Origin of the sequence: Mesorhizobium ciceri WSM4083, assembly GCF_000519305.1 — a bacterium.
GTDB lineage: Bacteria > Pseudomonadota > Alphaproteobacteria > Rhizobiales > Rhizobiaceae > Mesorhizobium > Mesorhizobium ciceri_B.
The window spans coordinates 436,214-451,037 of record NZ_JAFG01000005.1; the positions used below are offsets into that span (position 1 = coordinate 436,214).

12 protein-coding genes are annotated in these 14,824 nt (G+C 62.6%); 4 read left to right on the plus strand and 8 right to left on the minus strand.

The window, feature by feature from the left end:
- Positions 1-122: 122 nt before the first annotated feature.
- The 3 genes from MESCI2_RS0111930 to MESCI2_RS0111945 all read right to left on the minus strand — a co-directional run bounded on the left by MESCI2_RS0111930 (position 123) and on the right by MESCI2_RS0111945 (position 3,884).
- Complete coding sequence (locus MESCI2_RS0111930) at positions 123-1,595, minus strand: FAD-dependent monooxygenase (RefSeq protein WP_027036802.1); 1,473 nt, start codon at positions 1,593-1,595, stop codon at positions 123-125.
- Between the two features lie 525 nt (positions 1,596-2,120).
- Positions 2,121-3,494: a PleD family two-component system response regulator gene (locus tag MESCI2_RS0111940; protein ID WP_023810534.1), complete on the minus strand. Its 1,374-nt coding sequence runs from the start codon at positions 3,492-3,494 to the stop codon at positions 2,121-2,123.
- A 33-nt stretch (positions 3,495-3,527) separates the two neighbouring features.
- The gene (locus MESCI2_RS0111945; RefSeq protein ID WP_276325614.1) at positions 3,528-3,884 is read right to left on the minus strand and encodes a response regulator; all 357 of its coding nucleotides are present in this window, start codon (positions 3,882-3,884) and stop codon (positions 3,528-3,530) included.
- 260 nt (positions 3,885-4,144) lie between these two features.
- Between MESCI2_RS0111945 and MESCI2_RS0111950 the strand changes: the two genes are divergently transcribed.
- Together MESCI2_RS0111950 and MESCI2_RS0111955 are read left to right on the plus strand one after the other, a co-directional pair.
- A complete protein-coding gene (locus MESCI2_RS0111950) occupies positions 4,145-4,444 on the plus strand; it encodes a DUF3572 domain-containing protein (protein WP_027036805.1) in 300 nt (99 codons plus the stop codon).
- Entirely contained in the window at positions 4,441-5,094 is a 654-nt protein-coding gene (locus MESCI2_RS0111955; RefSeq protein WP_027036806.1) for a hypothetical protein, read from the plus strand. Before MESCI2_RS0111950 ends, MESCI2_RS0111955 begins: the two co-directional genes overlap by 4 nt.
- 16 nt (positions 5,095-5,110) lie before the next feature.
- Here MESCI2_RS0111955 and MESCI2_RS0111960 read toward each other — a convergent pair whose 3' ends face one another.
- Together MESCI2_RS0111960 and MESCI2_RS0111965 are read right to left on the minus strand one after the other, a co-directional pair.
- Positions 5,111-6,634 carry a hypothetical protein gene (locus MESCI2_RS0111960; protein WP_027036807.1) on the minus strand — a complete coding sequence of 508 codons (1,524 nt, stop codon included), beginning with the start codon at positions 6,632-6,634 and terminating at the stop codon, positions 5,111-5,113.
- A 171-nt stretch (positions 6,635-6,805) separates the two neighbouring features.
- On the minus strand, positions 6,806-7,381 hold the full coding sequence (locus MESCI2_RS0111965) for a GNAT family N-acetyltransferase (RefSeq protein WP_027036808.1): 576 nt from the start codon (positions 7,379-7,381) through the stop codon (positions 6,806-6,808).
- 65 nt (positions 7,382-7,446) lie between these two features.
- Here MESCI2_RS0111965 and MESCI2_RS0111970 point away from each other — a divergent pair, with 65 nt between their 5' ends.
- Entirely contained in the window at positions 7,447-8,775 is a 1,329-nt protein-coding gene (locus tag MESCI2_RS0111970) for a DNA polymerase IV (RefSeq protein ID WP_027036809.1), read from the plus strand.
- On the opposite strand, the gene MESCI2_RS0111975 is transcribed toward MESCI2_RS0111970, so the two are convergent.
- Positions 8,772-9,278 carry a hypothetical protein gene (locus MESCI2_RS0111975; RefSeq protein ID WP_027036810.1) on the minus strand — a complete coding sequence of 169 codons (507 nt, stop codon included), beginning with the start codon at positions 9,276-9,278 and terminating at the stop codon, positions 8,772-8,774. The two genes, MESCI2_RS0111970 and MESCI2_RS0111975, sit on opposite strands and share 4 nt — an antisense overlap.
- A 196-nt stretch (positions 9,279-9,474) precedes the next feature.
- Here MESCI2_RS0111975 and MESCI2_RS0111980 point away from each other — a divergent pair, with 196 nt between their 5' ends.
- Complete coding sequence (locus MESCI2_RS0111980) at positions 9,475-10,356, plus strand: DMT family transporter (protein WP_027036811.1); 882 nt, start codon at positions 9,475-9,477, stop codon at positions 10,354-10,356.
- Between the two features lie 11 nt (positions 10,357-10,367).
- Here the strand turns inward: MESCI2_RS0111980 and MESCI2_RS0111985 are convergent, their stop codons facing one another.
- The gene (locus MESCI2_RS0111985) at positions 10,368-11,171 is read right to left on the minus strand and encodes a potassium channel family protein (protein WP_027036812.1); all 804 of its coding nucleotides are present in this window, start codon (positions 11,169-11,171) and stop codon (positions 10,368-10,370) included.
- Positions 11,172-11,238: 67 nt separating this feature from the next.
- On the minus strand, positions 11,239-14,766 hold the full coding sequence (dnaE, locus tag MESCI2_RS0111990; RefSeq protein ID WP_027036813.1) for a DNA polymerase III subunit alpha: 3,528 nt from the start codon (positions 14,764-14,766) through the stop codon (positions 11,239-11,241).
- Positions 14,767-14,824: the final 58 nt, after the last annotated feature.

Below are 14,824 nucleotides of genomic sequence, written 5' to 3' on the forward strand. Positions count from 1 at the left end.
CAATGGTCCAACCAATTTCTGCACAGAAGGAAACTCCTGTCAACCAACTGTCAGGAGCCCTGTCGCAGGGAGCGACGCAATACTTTCAAGGCGGTCGCGCGATCGCGCTTCGACCGTGTCTGCTAATTTGAGGCGGCAGGCGGCCCGAACCAGGTGGTCAGCGCGTCCACCAGCCCCTGTTGGGTTCCCGCCCCGGCCCAAGCCACATAACCATCGGGCCGGATCAAGACGGCGCCGGGCGCGGCGACCCTCCCGAGAGCCGGGAGGTCCCAGGCACCGGCATAGCCGGCATCGATCTGCGGGACCCGATCAGCCCAGGGAGCGATGTCCAGTCTGCCGGGCTCACCGAGGTTGAGCAGTACGGGCCGCGCATCGTGCAGCAAGGTGAAGACCCGCAACGGCGCGCCGGCGGTGGTCAGATCGAGATCGGGCATTCGCCGCCCAAGCAGTGGATGCCCCTCACCAAGGTCGTAGTGGACACCCAAACCAGACATCTCCGCGGCGATTTTCTTGCGGGCTTCATCCATGCCGAGCAACTCGGCAACGGTGTCGGCCAAGGCCTTGCTGCGGTCATCCGTGCGGCGAAGCGCGACCTGCGCCATCGTGTTGCGCAACACGCGGGCGGCGACCGGATGACGCTCGACGTGATAGCTGTCGAGCAGGCTTTGCGGCGATGTCCCCTTGATGATTTGGGCCAGCTTCCATCCGAGGTTCACCGCATCCTGCACGCCGATGTTGAGGCCCTGTCCGCCCATCGGAGGATGGATGTGCGCGGCATCACCCGCCAGCAGCACGCGCCTGTCGCGATATGCGGCAGCCTGACGCGTCATGTCGGTGAAGCGGGAGAGCCAGGTCGGGCTGTGGACCCCGAAGTCGGTGCCGTAGATGGCAGTCAGCGCCTCGCTGAGCTCGCGCAGGGTCGGTTCGCCGCGGGCTTCAAGGCGGGGCTCCGTCAGCACGACGCCAACCTTCTTGCCGTCCTCGATCTTACCCAGGGCATGAATTCCGGAGGCGTTGCTGCGGAAGCCCCATGCCGGTTCTTCCGACATTTCGACCTCGGCAATCATCCAGCTCATCGTCGGATCCCATCCGGCGAACTCGATACCGGCTGCCTTGCGAATGGTGCTGCGACCTCCGTCGCAGCCGACCAGATATGCGGCCCTCAGGCGGTGACCGGTGGACAGTTCGACATCGACGCCGCTGTCGTCCTGGATAAACCCCGCAACCTCGTGTCCGCGATAGATCGGCACCTTCAACTCGCCGACCCAGTCGGCCAGGATGCGCTCGATGTGGTTTTGCCGCAGTGCCAGCAGATAATTGTGGCGCGTGGGAAAATCGCTGATGTCTAACCGGATCATGTGCAAGCCCACGGACGGCGATGTCTGTCCCTGTGAAAGGAACCGATCCGCAATTCCGCGCTGGTCGAGCACCTCAAGAGTGCGCGCATGCAGGCCGCCTGCGCGCAATCCTGCCAGTTTCTGATCCGGTCGCCTTTCGACAATGGCAACGTCCACGCCTGCCAGCGCCAGTTCGCCTGCCAGCATCAATCCCGTCGGACCACCCCCGGCGATCACAACCGCATGATCTGAAATCATTATCATAACTCCCGTTTTCCGCACCCTGGCTTGGGTCGCGGTTTTACGGGAGGAGCCGGGTCTTGCCGCAAGCCCCTTGTGCGCCATATCTGTGAAATGGAAGGGGTGCTCTTCCCCTCATCGTTGGCTGCTCTCACAGCGAAACTGTGTTGGAACGGCTAGAACGGGTGTTCCGATTTCACATGCAAAAACGCAGATTCCTCCGTGCTTTGGCACGGAGTTCTGATGTTCTTTTGCAGAGAAGGGGGCCGGTCGGCGTTTGGCAGCGGTACGAGGAGGCCACTATGTGCCAGCGCCGGCCGGCCGACCCCACGGACCCAGGAGATGCGGCGGACCTGAGCATCATGGGGTATTCCCAGGGATCGGAGCCGGCTTTCTATCCTCGTGCCGGCTTCGTCTTGGCCTGCACAGTTGCGCAAGAGCTTATGAAAATCAACAGTTTCTTAACCAAGGCTCGCGAATCGCTTGGATTAAGGTAAACGGGTAACCCTGTCGGGTTGACTGGATATTCGGAGCCTTGGCCGGTTATGCGGCTTTGGCAACAACCCGGTTGCGGCCGCCGCTCTTGGCTTCGTAGAGCGCGAGATCGGCACGCTTCATCAGCGCCGCCACCGTGTCCACGCCCTTCAGCACCGACGACACGCCGACGCTGACCGTGACTTCGATCGCCTTGCCGTCCTGCCCGATGGCGAAAGCCGCCTGGGCGATTTCGGCGCGAATGCGCTCGGCTACCTTCTCGGCCACCGCGCCCTCGGTGTCCGGCATCACCACGACGAACTCCTCCCCGCCAAAGCGGCAGGCAAGGTCGATACCCCTGACATTCTTGCGCAGCCGTCGTGCGAATTCCCGCAGGACCTCGTCGCCGCCGTCATGACCGTGCGCGTCGTTGATCGCCTTGAAGCGGTCGAGGTCGGTGATCATCACCGACAGCGGCCGGCGCCGCGCCACGGCGCGATCGAACAGCGTCTGCAGGTGGCTGTCTAGATAGCGGCGGTTGTGCAGCCCGGTCAGGCCATCGGTCACCGCCATTTCGATGGTCTGGGTGACGCTGGCGCGCAGCTGGTCGTTGTAACGCTTGCGGCGCACCTGGGTGCGCAGCCGCGCCGTCAACTCCTGCTGGTCGATCGGCCGCATCAGATAATCATTGATGCCGAGTTCGAGGCCGCGGATGATGCGTTCCTCCTCGCCCTCCTCCGCCAACAGAATGATCGGCACGAAGCGGGTGCGATCGAGCGAGCGCAACTGCGAACAGAGCCTCAGCGGATCGAAATCGGCGAACGCGGTCGAGATCATCACGCATTCATAGGATGTCTCGGCGGCCTGGAAGAAACCGGCATGCGGATCATGTGTGACGTCGAGGTCGGCCCGGTCGCGCAGCATCTTCTGGATGCGCTCGACGGATGATTTGCGCTCGTCGATCAAAAGCACTTTGGGCGTCGTGTCCTCGGATGCGAAATTGCGGCTGAGCAACTCCTCGATGCCGATGTTGCGCGTCGTCGAGGCGCGCAGCCGCAACTCGTCGGTCAGCGACTTCAGGCGAACCAGGCTCTTGACGCGCGTCATCAGCTGCAGATCGTTGACCGGCTTGGTCAGGAAGTCGTCGGCGCCGGCCTCGAGCCCCCGGACGCGGTCGGAAACCTGGTCGAGCGCGGTGATCATCACCACCGGAATGTGCGATGTCGCCGGATCGCTCTTCAGCCGCCGGCAGACCTCGAAGCCGTCCATATCAGGCATCATCACGTCGAGCAGCACGACATCGACCTTGCCGTTCTCGCAGGTCTCGATCGCATCCGGCCCATTGGTGGCGGTCAGCACTTCGAAATATTCGGCCAGCAGCCGCACTTCCAGCAGCCGCACATTGGCAGGGATATCGTCGACGACGAGGATCCGCGCAGTCATTTCACAACGCTCCGGCTCGGCTGAAGGGGCACATCACGCATCGCCCAGATAGGATTTGATGGTTTCGATGAAACGCGGCACCGAGATCGGCTTCGAAATATAAGCCTCGCAGCCGCCCTGGCGGATGCGTTCCTCGTCGCCCTTCATGGCGAAGGCGGTCACCGCAATGACCGGGATGACGTGCAGTTCGTCGTCCTCCTTCAGCCATTTGGTCACTTCAAGCCCCGACACTTCAGGCAACTGGATATCCATCAGGATGAGATCCGGCTTGTGCAGGCGCGCCAGATCGAGCGCTTCCAGACCGTTGCGGGTGCGCACGGTCTCGTAACCGCTTGCCTCGATGAGGTCCCGAAAGAGCTTCATATTGAGCTCATTGTCCTCGACGATCATAACCTTCTTCGGCATCGATATCCCGTCCCGGCCGTCCTTCCGCTTCGAAGGCGACCGTCATGCGCCCAAGTCTGAACGCACCAACCCTGCTTCACTTTACGGCAATATGATTGACGAAACGGAAATCCCCGGCTGGAAAACAGCGCGAATTCCACCTCGTCGCCTGCGCGTCCAAAGGGCGCGCCACGCTCTAATGGCTTGCCGCAAGCAACTCTTGCCATTACTGCGGGAGAGACTCATTCCACACACCGAAGGTAGTGATGGCAAACGCAGCGTCAATGCGCGAAGAAGCGGAATCGATTGCCGTGAAGGCCTTGGGCTTCGTCGCCTCCGATCCGGAGCTTCTGCCGCGCTTTCTGGCAATCACCGGCATAGAGGTCCATTCGATCCGCAAAGCCGCCAGCGAGCCGGGTTTTCTGGCCGGTGTCCTGCAATTCATCCTCGCCCACGAGCCGACTTTGATGCGCTTTGCCGAGGAAACCGGCACCCCGCCGGCTTCTGTCGGCAAGGCCTTGCGGTCGCTGCCGCTGGGCGACGACAACCACGAGCATTCCATATGAGCGATGATCCGGAAACCGCGCGCCAGATTGAAGAACTGGCAGCCGACGACCGACCCTTGCTTGTGCTCGATGTCGACGATGTCGTGCTCGAATTCATCCGACCGTTTCCGAATTTCCTCAAGGCGCGCGGCTATGGCCTGACGCTGGCCTCGTTTCGGCTGACCGGCAACATCGCAGAGACCGCCAGCGGCCGCCTGATCGAACAGCCCGAAGTCACGGCACTGCTGGCCGATTTCTTTGACGCGCAAGCCGATTGGCAAAACATTACGGACGGCGCGGCAGAAGCCCTGGCAGGGTTTGGCGATCGCGCGGAAATCGTTTTGCTGACAGCCATGCCGCACAAACACCGCGCCGTGCGTCGCGTCCATCTCGACGCGCTTGGGCTGAGCTACCCGCTTCTGACCACTGAAATGGCCAAAGGACCGGCAGTGGCCAAGCTTCGCGGCAGGGCCGGCCGACCGGTGGTTTTCGTCGACGATCAGCCGCACAATCTGGCGTCGGTACGGGAATCGGTCGCCGACGCCGAACTGTTCCACCTGATGGCCGACAATTCGCTGCGCGCATTCCTGCCGCCGGTGACGGACGATGTGGTCGTCGTCCAGGACTGGCACGAGGCAGCGCCCAAGATCGCAAGCGCGCTAGGCCTCTGAACTCCAGCTTCAGGGTTCAGTTCGCACCTGCGCCGCCGCTGTCGTCTCCGCTGTCATCGGCGCCGTCGCCATCATCCACGCTGTCGTCCACGGCCGGATCGGCAGGCTTCAGCATGACGCCATTGACGGTGACCGAACCGTCGGCCTTGGCGTTGACGATCCATTCCAACCGGCCATCGGGCAGCGTCTTGCCAAAGCCCTTCGCCATGAGAGCGACTGGCACGTATTGGCCAACCTCCGGTTCCGACTTTGCCGCCTCCTGCAGGCCTTCGACAAGCTTGTCGAAGCCAGCGACATCGACGGTCACGCTACCTTCGGGCTTTTCGCCTGGGAATGTCATCTCGCCTTCCAGCGCGATCTCCGTGTCCTTGTTCTTCACGGTGCTGTGGCCAAGCACGACCTTCGGCATCTTGGCCATGAAGTCGACTTTAAGCTGCTCGCCGAATTCGGCCGACAGCGGTGGATTCTTATTGAGATCAAAGGCTTCGATTGCCTTTTTCGCCATGCTGTCGAGATCGATATTGGCGCCGCCAAAGTTCAAATCGACATCGGTGGGCAACAACCCCACGCTCCAGCTCGGCAGAAGCTGGGTCGGCACGGTCAGCCCCGATGCCTTGATGCCGTACGTGATCGTGCCGTTCTGGGCCACGCCATCGGTGCCGAACACGGTGCTGAGCTGGGTGGCGCCGAAATTGCCGACCGGGCTTTCCACCGCGAAATCCTTGAAACCGTAGGTCCCGTCGATACGCTGCCAAAGCGGCAAGGCGGCGAGCAGAAGCGATTTGAGCTGCGCCTGGTTGGCCTTCAGCGTCGCCTCGTCCTCGTTGGCCACCGCAAATGCCAGGAGATCGAGCAATGGCTTGGTCCGCACGCCTTTGCCGCTGGCTTCGACCGACAATTCCGGCGACCTGACGGTGACCGGGAATTTCAGCCCGCTCTCGGGGTCGTCGAAATTGATCGCTTCGACAAAACTCGACACCTTCTGCGAGGTTGTGAAATCGACGCCCCCGGTCGCCGACTTGGTCGCGGCAACGGTGGCGATGCCAGCGCCAGCGCTGGCTTCCATATGCTGCTTGGCATCCTTCGATGCCATCGTCATGCCGGCCATCGAGCTGGTGCCGCTGGTGAAGGCCGCCAGATTTGGATCGTAGACGCCCGAACCCTTGCCGTCCTTGATCGAAAACTGAGTGCTTTGCAGCCCTTCGGGTCCGTTAAACTCGAAGGAGGCGGTTTGGGAGAAATCCATCGAGACATCCCAGGACCCGTCGCTGCGCGGCTTGACCATCAGGGCATAGGGCGCGAAGTCGAACTTCAGCAGTTTCTGGTCCGGAAACGATGCGGCAAGTGCCTTGAAATCGAACAGGATCTTGTAGGCGCCACCTTCGAGCGAAACCTTCAAAATGCCTTTGTCGATCGCCTGCTTGCCGACATAGCGTGACAAATCGTCGGACAATTGCTTCGCACCCTGATTGTCGACGGTCTGACTGAGAGCAGGAGCACTCAATGCAAGAAGGAACACGAATGGCAGGGCACGGTTCACGCGAATTCTCCGTTTGACCTAATGCATGTCGCCCAAAAGTGGTCCCCGTTTGGGAGAACGACATGCATAAACAAAACCCCAAAGCGCATGCGCTTTAGAAGGGACGTCCGTCTGGTATGAAATTACTGCTGCAACCGCAAGGTGAGATCACCAAGCCACGAGCGGACCTCATCAAAGCACCAGCCGCATCAGCGGGCGACCGGCCTTGCGTTCCACCAGCCGCTCGAAACCCGCCTTCTCGAAGACCCGTGACGAACCGACGAACAGGCCGATCGAGCGCGAATCGCGAGACAGATCCATCGGGCACGCCTCGAGCAGCCGGGCTCCATTCTGGCGGGCGAAATCGATCCCGCCTTCGACGAGGCGATGCGTGATGCCCCTGCCGCGCGCCTTGCCGCGGATAAAGAAGCAGGAGATGGCCCAGACGGCCGGATCCGCGGCGTCGGCAGGATCGACCGGTGCCGACCCCCTGCCCTGATTGTTCCATTCGGGCACGTCGGCGCGCGGTCCGATCTGCATCCAGCCGACCGCCTGACCGTCCTCGAATGCCAGCAGGCCCGGCGGCGGGCCTGCTTCGATACGCGCCTTGATGTGGTCCTTGTTGCGTTCCCGGCTGCTCTCGCGGCGCATCGCCGGCGCCAGCCGGAAATGCGTGCACCAGCAGCCGTAGCAGGCGCCTTGCTTGCCGAAGAGATCCTCGAATTCAGCCCAAAGCTCAGGCGCAAGCGGCGCTATGGTCGTGCTCATGCGTTCTCCCCAGGCCAGCCTTGTCGCTGGCCTTGCACTGTCGTACCATTGCCTCTGTTCTCTTTATGTTCGCAGCGATGGCGGCCCCTGTCAACAATCCCGATCACGGTTTTTGCCGCGACTGCCTGACGTTTCAGCGCAGCCAGACGCGCCGCTGCGAGCGCTGCGGCAGCCCCCGGCTTGCGCGTCATCCCGAGCTTTACCGGCTGCATCTGGCCCATATCGATTGCGACGCCTTCTATGCGGCGATCGAAAAGCGGGACAATCCGGCGCTCAAGGACAAGCCGCTGATCATCGGCGGCGGCAAGCGCGGCGTCGTCTCCACCGCATGCTATATCGCCCGCATCCAGGGCGTCCGCTCGGCCATGCCGATGTTCAAGGCGCTCGAAGCCTGCCCGGAGGCGGTGGTCATCAGCCCCAACATGGAAAAATACGTGCGCGTCGGCCGCGAAGTGCGCGCCATGATGCAAGCGCTGACACCGCTGGTCGAGCCGCTGTCGATCGACGAGGCGTTTCTCGACCTTGCCGGCACCGAACGGCTGCACGGCCTGCCGCCCGCTGTGGTGCTGGCGCGCTTCGCGCAGGCCGTCGAGAAGGAGATCGGCATCACCGTTTCGGCCGGCCTGTCCTACTGCAAGTTCCTCGCCAAGATAGCGTCTGACTTCCGCAAGCCGCGCGGCTTCTCGGTCATCGGCGAAGCCGAGGCGGTCGGCTTCCTCTCGGCGCAGCCGGTGACCATGATCTGGGGTGTCGGAAAGGCGTTCAACGCCACGCTGGAGCGTGACGGCATCCGCACCATCGGCCAGTTGCAGCAGATGGATCGCGGCGACCTGATGCGCCGCTACGGCACGATGGGCGACCGGCTCTACCACCTTTCGCGCGGCGAGGACGTCCGCCGCGTCGATCCCGACCAGGATGCCAAGAGCGTATCGGCCGAAACCACCTTCGACACCGACATCGCGTCGCTGGAGGAACTGGTCGCGGTTCTCAGGGGTCTTTCGGAAAAGGTCTCGGCACGGCTGAAAAAGTCAGGCATTGCCGGGCGCACCGTGGTGCTGAAGCTAAAGACCCAGGATTTCAAACTGCGCACGCGCAATCGCCAGCTCGGCGACCCGACCCGGCTCGCCGACCGCATCTTTCAGACCGGGGTGGAGCTTCTGCGCAAGGAAACAGACGGCACGAAGTATCGGCTGCTTGGCATCGGCGTCAGCGATCTCTCGGACGACGACAAGGCCGACCCGCCCGATCTGGTCGACATCCAATCGCGCAAGCGCGCCATGGCCGAAGGCGCCATCGACGCCCTGCGCGACAAGTTCGGCCGCAAGGCGGTGGAAACCGGCTACACATTCGGCAAGGGCCGCGACACCCATCCGCCGGAGCCGCTCGAGGATTAGGTGCGCTGCAGATCAATCCTGCTCGTCACCACGCTCTTGCCGGTTTTCGGGTCGGTGTCGATGACGGTCAGCCGCATGCCGTTCTTGCCGCGTTTCTCAACCTTCATCTGCGCCCTTCGGTCGCCATTGACCTCCTTGGCCCAGCGGATGCCAAGATTGATCGCGTTGCCCGAACGGCTGCCGTTCAGCTGTGCCGGCCCGGTACGGGACCCGACATAGGTGCCGCTGTATTTCGCACCTGTGACTTTCAGATTGGCGCTGATGGCCCGCGACACCACAACGAGACCGCGGCAATTTCCATCCAGCGATAGCGAGGTTGAGGTCGCATTCGACTTGAAGCTGCACGATACGCTGACGTTCGGAGCATCCGTGGTGACCTGGACAGTGCCCCTGCCGGCGAAATTGCCCTTGAACGACTGGAGAAATTGGGTCTCGTCGGCATGTGCCGCGCCTGCCGCAACCAATAAGCCGCCGGTAAGCGCGAATTGCGCAAAGGATATCATCGAAGCTCTCCTTGTCGTTTTGAAAAAGGCGGAACGGTCCGCGAGCACGGCTGACCATCGGGACTCAACGCCATTTACCGGATCAGGTTCCGCTCACTACATGACTGTCTTGCAACATCCAGACAGTCGCGGCTGGCCCAGAAGAATGCAGTAGCTAGCGATTGCGGCAGAGACTCTGGCCTGCGACATAGCGCGAATGGCACCTACCCCCTCGATTCCAAGGGCTGCGTTCTGGATGGCGCTGTCTATCGCCTCGTTTCTTGGCATGACGGTCGCCGGCCGGGCCACGACAGCGGAGCTCAACATTTTCCAGGTGCTGGAGTTGCGCTCTGTGATCGGCTTCTTCATCCTTCTGCCGCTGGTGATGATGAGCGGCGGCTTTCAAGCCATGCGCACCCAGCGCCCCATTGCCCATATCGCCCGCAACGTCATCCATTACACGGGCCAGGCGGCCTGGCTCTACGCCCTCACTTTGATCCCGCTGGCCGTGCTGATCTCGATCGAATTCACCACGCCGATCTGGACGGCTATCCTGGCGGTGATTTTTCTCGGCGAAAGGCTGAACCGGTCCAAGCTGGCAGCGATCGTGCTCGGGCTGATCGGCGTGGTGATCATCGTGCGCCCCGGTGTCGGCTCGGTCGATCCTGGACAGCTCGTCGTGCTGGGTGCCGCGGCCTGCTTCGGCATTTCGGTGGTCACGATCAAATCGCTCACCCGGACGGACAGCGTCGTTCGCATTATCTTCTGGATGCTGATTATCCAGTCGGTGGTCGGTCTCATCCCGGCGCTCTATACGTGGCGCAACCCGCCACTGGAGCTATGGCCATGGATCGTGCTGATCGCCTTCACCGGCATGTCGTCGCATTTCTGTATGGCCCGCGCGCTTGGCTATGCCGACGCGACCATCGTCTCGCCGATGGATTTTCTGCGCGTGCCGCTATCGGCACTGATTGGCTGGCTGCTCTATAGCGAGCAGATCGACGCCTTCACCGCCGGCGGCGCGCTGCTGATCCTGATGGGCAATCTGCTCAATCTTCAGCGCAGGGCTATAAAGCCGGCCGAAGTGGCGGCGTCGTAGTACGCCGGCCGTCAGTTCCCTTCGTCGGGTATGTTGAGAAGATGGCCGCAGGCCTTGCAATGCACGGCGTCCGGCTCGTGCCGCCGCAAGCCGCACTGCGGACAGGGAAACAACACCTTGGCTGGCCGGAAGATCGCCTGAGCCAGTCTGACAAACAGCGATATGCCGATGATCATGGTGACGATTGCCGTCAGCTTGCCGGCCATGCCCGGCAGCACGATGTCGCCGAAGCCGGTCGTCGTCACCGTGGCGACGGTGAAATAAAGCGCGTCGATATAGTTTTCCAGACCGGCGCCAGTGCGGAAGAAGAACGTGTAGACGAAGCCTGTGATGACGAACAGGAAGGTCAAAAGGTTGATGACCGCGTGGCTGGCCTCTCGCCACGGCCGCAGGCCGCGCATCTCGAAATGGCGCCAGAGCGAACCGCTGCGCGACAGCGACCACAGCCGCAGAATGCGCAGGAAGGCGAGATTGGCAAACGCCGTCGGCATCAGCAGCGTCAAAAGGATGAAGACATCGACCCATGACGTCGGCTGCTTCATCAGTCGCAGCATGTTTTTGGAGGCAAGCAGCCGGGCGACCAGATCCGCGGCGACTAGCGCGGCCGCCGAATAGTCGAGCCATAGGAAGGATGGCTTGTCCTGAAGAACCGGCGTCGCGATGAAGAAGGCGATGATGGCGAGGTCGATGACGACGGCCACCAGTTGGAACCGGAAAGCGGCCGGCGTGCGCCCATGATACAGCCTGCGCAGCCTGTCACGCAGCCGCGCCAAGGCTGAAACCGCTTGCGACCCGTTCCTCTGCGCCGGCTTCATGCTGACTGCGCTGGCGTTCGCGGTAGCGACCGCCCGGCTGATTGTCGCGGGCGAGAAAGAGCCGGGGTCACACCAACTCCACTTCGACCACGCCCGGCACCGCGCGCATCGCCGAAGCGATCTGCGGCGAAATCCGGTAGCGGTTCGGCAACTCGATCTCGATTTCGCCCTCGCCTTCTTCCTTGATCAGCACGAAACTGACCTGCCCCTCGCCCCTGACGGCCAATTGGCCGGCCAGCGTGTTGATCGGCGAGGCGTTGCGCACGAAGATACGCAGCGCCTTCTGGATGCGGCTTGCCTCGTCCTCCAACGACTGCACCGAGTTGATGCGCAGATTGACGCCTTCCGGCCTGTCCTCGGCCGCAACGGTGATGACCACGGAGCGGCCGGCCTCGAGCAGATCGCGATATTGCGCCAGTCCTTCGGAAAACAGCACGGCTTCGTACTGACCTGACGTATCAGAGAAGGCGATAACGCCCATCTTGTTGCCGGTGCGCGTCTTGCGTTCCTGCTTGGATGTTACGGTGCCGGCCAAACGACCGGCGGCGGCACCGCGTTTGACGGCCGCCGAAAACTCGGCCCACGTTTGAACCCGCATCTTCTGCAGGGCTGCCTTATACTCGTCGAGCGGGTGCGCCGAGAGATAGAAGCCGACCACCTGGAATTCACGGTGCAGCCGGTCGGCGGCGAGCCACGGCTCCGTCGCCGGCAGATTGAGCGCCTGCGACTGAGCGCCGAGCGAGGCGCCGAAGATGTCGTGCTGTCCGGAAACCGCATTCTGCTGCGCCAGCGACGCCAGCCCCATCATGCGCTCGACGCCTGCCATCATCGATGCGCGGTCGTGGCCGAAGCAGTCGAGCGCGCCGGCCATGATCAGGCTTTCGAAGACGCGCTTGCCGACGATCTTGGGATCGACCCGCTCGCAGAAATCGGCGAGGTTCTTGAACGGCTTTTCACCACGCTGGGCAACGATGTGCTCGACCGCCGCGTCGCCGACGCCCTTGAGCGCCGCCAGCGAATAATAGATGCGGTTCTCGCCGACTTCGAAGGCGCGAAAGCTCGATATCACCGAGGGCGCCAGAACCTCTATGCCGAGGCGCAGCGCATCCTGGCGGAAATCGGCCAGCTTGTCGGTGTTGCCCATGTCGAGCGTCATCGACGCCGCCAGGAACTCGACCGGATAATGCGCCTTGAGATAGGCGGTCTGGTATGAAACCACCGCATAGGCGGCGGCGTGCGATTTGTTGAAACCATAGTCGGCGAACTTGGCCAGCAGGTCGAAAATGAAATCGGCTTGCGGCTTGCCGACACCACGCTCGACCGCGCCGGAGACGAAGCGCTCGCGCTGCTTGTCCATCTCGGCGCGGATCTTCTTGCCCATGGCGCGGCGCAGCAGATCGGCTTCGCCGAGCGAGTAGCCGGACAGCTCCTGCGCGATCTGCATCACCTGTTCCTGGTAGACGATGACGCCTTGCGTCTCCTTCACCAGATGGTCGATCTTGGGATGGATCGACGCCATCTCCTCCTCGCCATGCTTTCTGGCGTTGTAGGTCGGAATGTTTTCCATCGGGCCGGGGCGGTAGAGCGCGACCAGGGCGATGATGTCCTCGATGCAGTCGGGCCGCATGCCGATCAGCGCCTTGCGCATGCCGGCGCTTTCCACCTGGAACACGCCGACCACTTCACCGCGCGACAGCATGGCGTAGGTCTCGGGATCGTCGAGCGGGATCGTCGCCAGGTCGATCTCGATCCCGCGCCGGCGGATCAGCTTCACCGCCGTCTCCAGCACGGTCAGCGTCTTCAGGCCGAGGAAGTCGAACTTCACCAGACCGGCCTGCTCGACATATTTCATGTTGAACTGGGTGACGGGCATGTCCGAGCGCGGATCGCGGTACATCGGCACCAGTTCCGACAGCGGCCGGTCGCCGATGACGATGCCGGCGGCGTGCGTCGAGGCATGGCGGTAAAGGCCTTCCAGCTTCTGAGCCATGTCGAGCAGCGTCTGGACGATCGGCTCCCTCTCGGCCTCTTCGGCAAAACGCGGCTCGTTGGCGATGGCGTCGGCGAGCTTGACCGGATTGGCCGGGTTCTGCGGCACCATCTTGGAGAGCTTGTCGACCTGGCCATAGGGCATTTGCAGGACGCGACCGACGTCGCGCAGCACGGCGCGCGCCTGCAGCGTGCCGAAGGTGATGATCTGGCCGACCTGGTCGCGGCCGTATTTCTGCTGGACGTAGCGGATGACCTCCTCGCGCCGATCCTGGCAGAAGTCGATGTCGAAGTCGGGCATCGACACGCGGTCGGGATTGAGGAAGCGCTCGAACAGGAGCGAGAAGCGCAGCGGATCGATGTCGGTGATGGTCGTCGAATAGGCGACCAGCGAGCCTGCGCCCGAACCGCGACCCGGCCCGACCGGAATGCCCTGAGCCTTCGCCCATTTGATGAAGTCGGCAACGATCAGGAAGTAGCCGGGAAACTTCATCTTGGTGATGATGCCAAGCTCGAAATTCAACCGCTCGCGGTATTGCTCGACCGTATAGCCTGATGTCGGGCCATGCATGGCCAGCCGCGCGTCGAGCCCCTCATGCGCCTGGCGGGCCAGTTCGTCGGCTTCCGCCTGCACGGCCGCGTCATTGTCGGCGACATCGCCCCCGGTGAAGCGCGGCAGGATCGGGTTGCGGTTCTTCGGGTAGTAGGAGCAGCGCAGCGCGATCTCGACGGTGTTGTCGATCGCCTCCGGCAGGTCGGCGAACAGCCTGGCCATATCGGCCTGGCTGCGCAGGAAATTGTCCGGCGACAGCCGGCGACGATTGTCGGCGGCAACAACCGATCCCTCGGCAATGGCGATCAGCGCGTCATGCGCGTCATAATCGTCGCGAGCCGAGAAGAACGCCTCGTTGGTAGCGACCAGCGGCAGTTCATGGGCATAAGCCAGATCGATCGAGGATTTCTCGATCACGCGATCATAACCGGAAACCCGGTCCAGTTCGACATAGAGGCGATCGCCGAACATTGCCTTGAGGGTCAAAAGCCGTGCCTCGGCCAGATCGCGGCGATCTTCCTTGAGCGCGGTGCCGATCGGTCCGCGCGGCCCACCGCTGAGGCAGATCAACCCGTCACAAAAGCCTTCCATCATTTCCGTGGTCAGGTGCACGGCTTCGCCCGGCGGCGTTTCGAGGTAGACGCGGCTGACCAGCCTGACCAGGTTGGAATAGCCGGCTTCGGTCGCGGCAAGCAGGACGACCGGCCGCATATCCGGGCCCTGCCGCCTGCGGTCGCGCTGGCCGTCGCTGTTTTCGCCGGAAAAGGCGAGCGCGGTCTGACAGCCGATGATCGGTTGGATGCCGTCCTTCACCGCCTTCTGCGCGAATTCCAGGGCGCCGAACAGATTGTTGGTGTCGGTGACGGCAATGGCCGGGGCTTCGTCCTTGACCGCGTGAGCGACCACCTTGCCGATCTGCAAGGCGCCTTCCAGCAGCGAATAGGCCGAATGCACGCGCAAATGGACGAAGGGCCGCGCCGGGGCCTCCGGCCGCGCCGCAGCAATCGCTGCTTCGCGCTTCAGGGGATCGCGGGGAAGTTTTTCGTCGGCCATGGTGCTGCGTGAAGGTCCTTGAGTCGATGGAGATGTATTGTCCGGGACCGCGCGATGC

What these genes read in the sequence shown, in the direction of transcription:
- MESCI2_RS0111930 (WP_027036802.1), bottom strand. Translation starts at nt 1,595, where the DNA reads ATGATTTCAGATCATGCGGTTGTGATCGCCGGGGGTGGTCCGACGGGA.
- MESCI2_RS0111940 (WP_023810534.1), bottom strand. Translation starts at nt 3,494, where the DNA reads ATGACTGCGCGGATCCTCGTCGTCGACGATATCCCTGCCAATGTGCGG.
- MESCI2_RS0111945 (WP_276325614.1), bottom strand. Translation starts at nt 3,884, where the DNA reads ATGATCGTCGAGGACAATGAGCTCAATATGAAGCTCTTTCGGGACCTC.
- MESCI2_RS0111950 (WP_027036805.1), top strand. Translation starts at nt 4,145, where the DNA reads ATGGCAAACGCAGCGTCAATGCGCGAAGAAGCGGAATCGATTGCCGTG.
- MESCI2_RS0111955 (WP_027036806.1), top strand. Translation starts at nt 4,441, where the DNA reads ATGAGCGATGATCCGGAAACCGCGCGCCAGATTGAAGAACTGGCAGCC.
- MESCI2_RS0111965 (WP_027036808.1), bottom strand. Translation starts at nt 7,381, where the DNA reads ATGAGCACGACCATAGCGCCGCTTGCGCCTGAGCTTTGGGCTGAATTC.
- MESCI2_RS0111970 (WP_027036809.1), top strand. Translation starts at nt 7,447, where the DNA reads ATGTTCGCAGCGATGGCGGCCCCTGTCAACAATCCCGATCACGGTTTT.
- MESCI2_RS0111975 (WP_027036810.1), bottom strand. Translation starts at nt 9,278, where the DNA reads ATGATATCCTTTGCGCAATTCGCGCTTACCGGCGGCTTATTGGTTGCG.
- MESCI2_RS0111980 (WP_027036811.1), top strand. Translation starts at nt 9,475, where the DNA reads ATGGCACCTACCCCCTCGATTCCAAGGGCTGCGTTCTGGATGGCGCTG.
- MESCI2_RS0111985 (WP_027036812.1), bottom strand. Translation starts at nt 11,171, where the DNA reads ATGAAGCCGGCGCAGAGGAACGGGTCGCAAGCGGTTTCAGCCTTGGCG.
- dnaE (WP_027036813.1), bottom strand. Translation starts at nt 14,766, where the DNA reads ATGGCCGACGAAAAACTTCCCCGCGATCCCCTGAAGCGCGAAGCAGCG.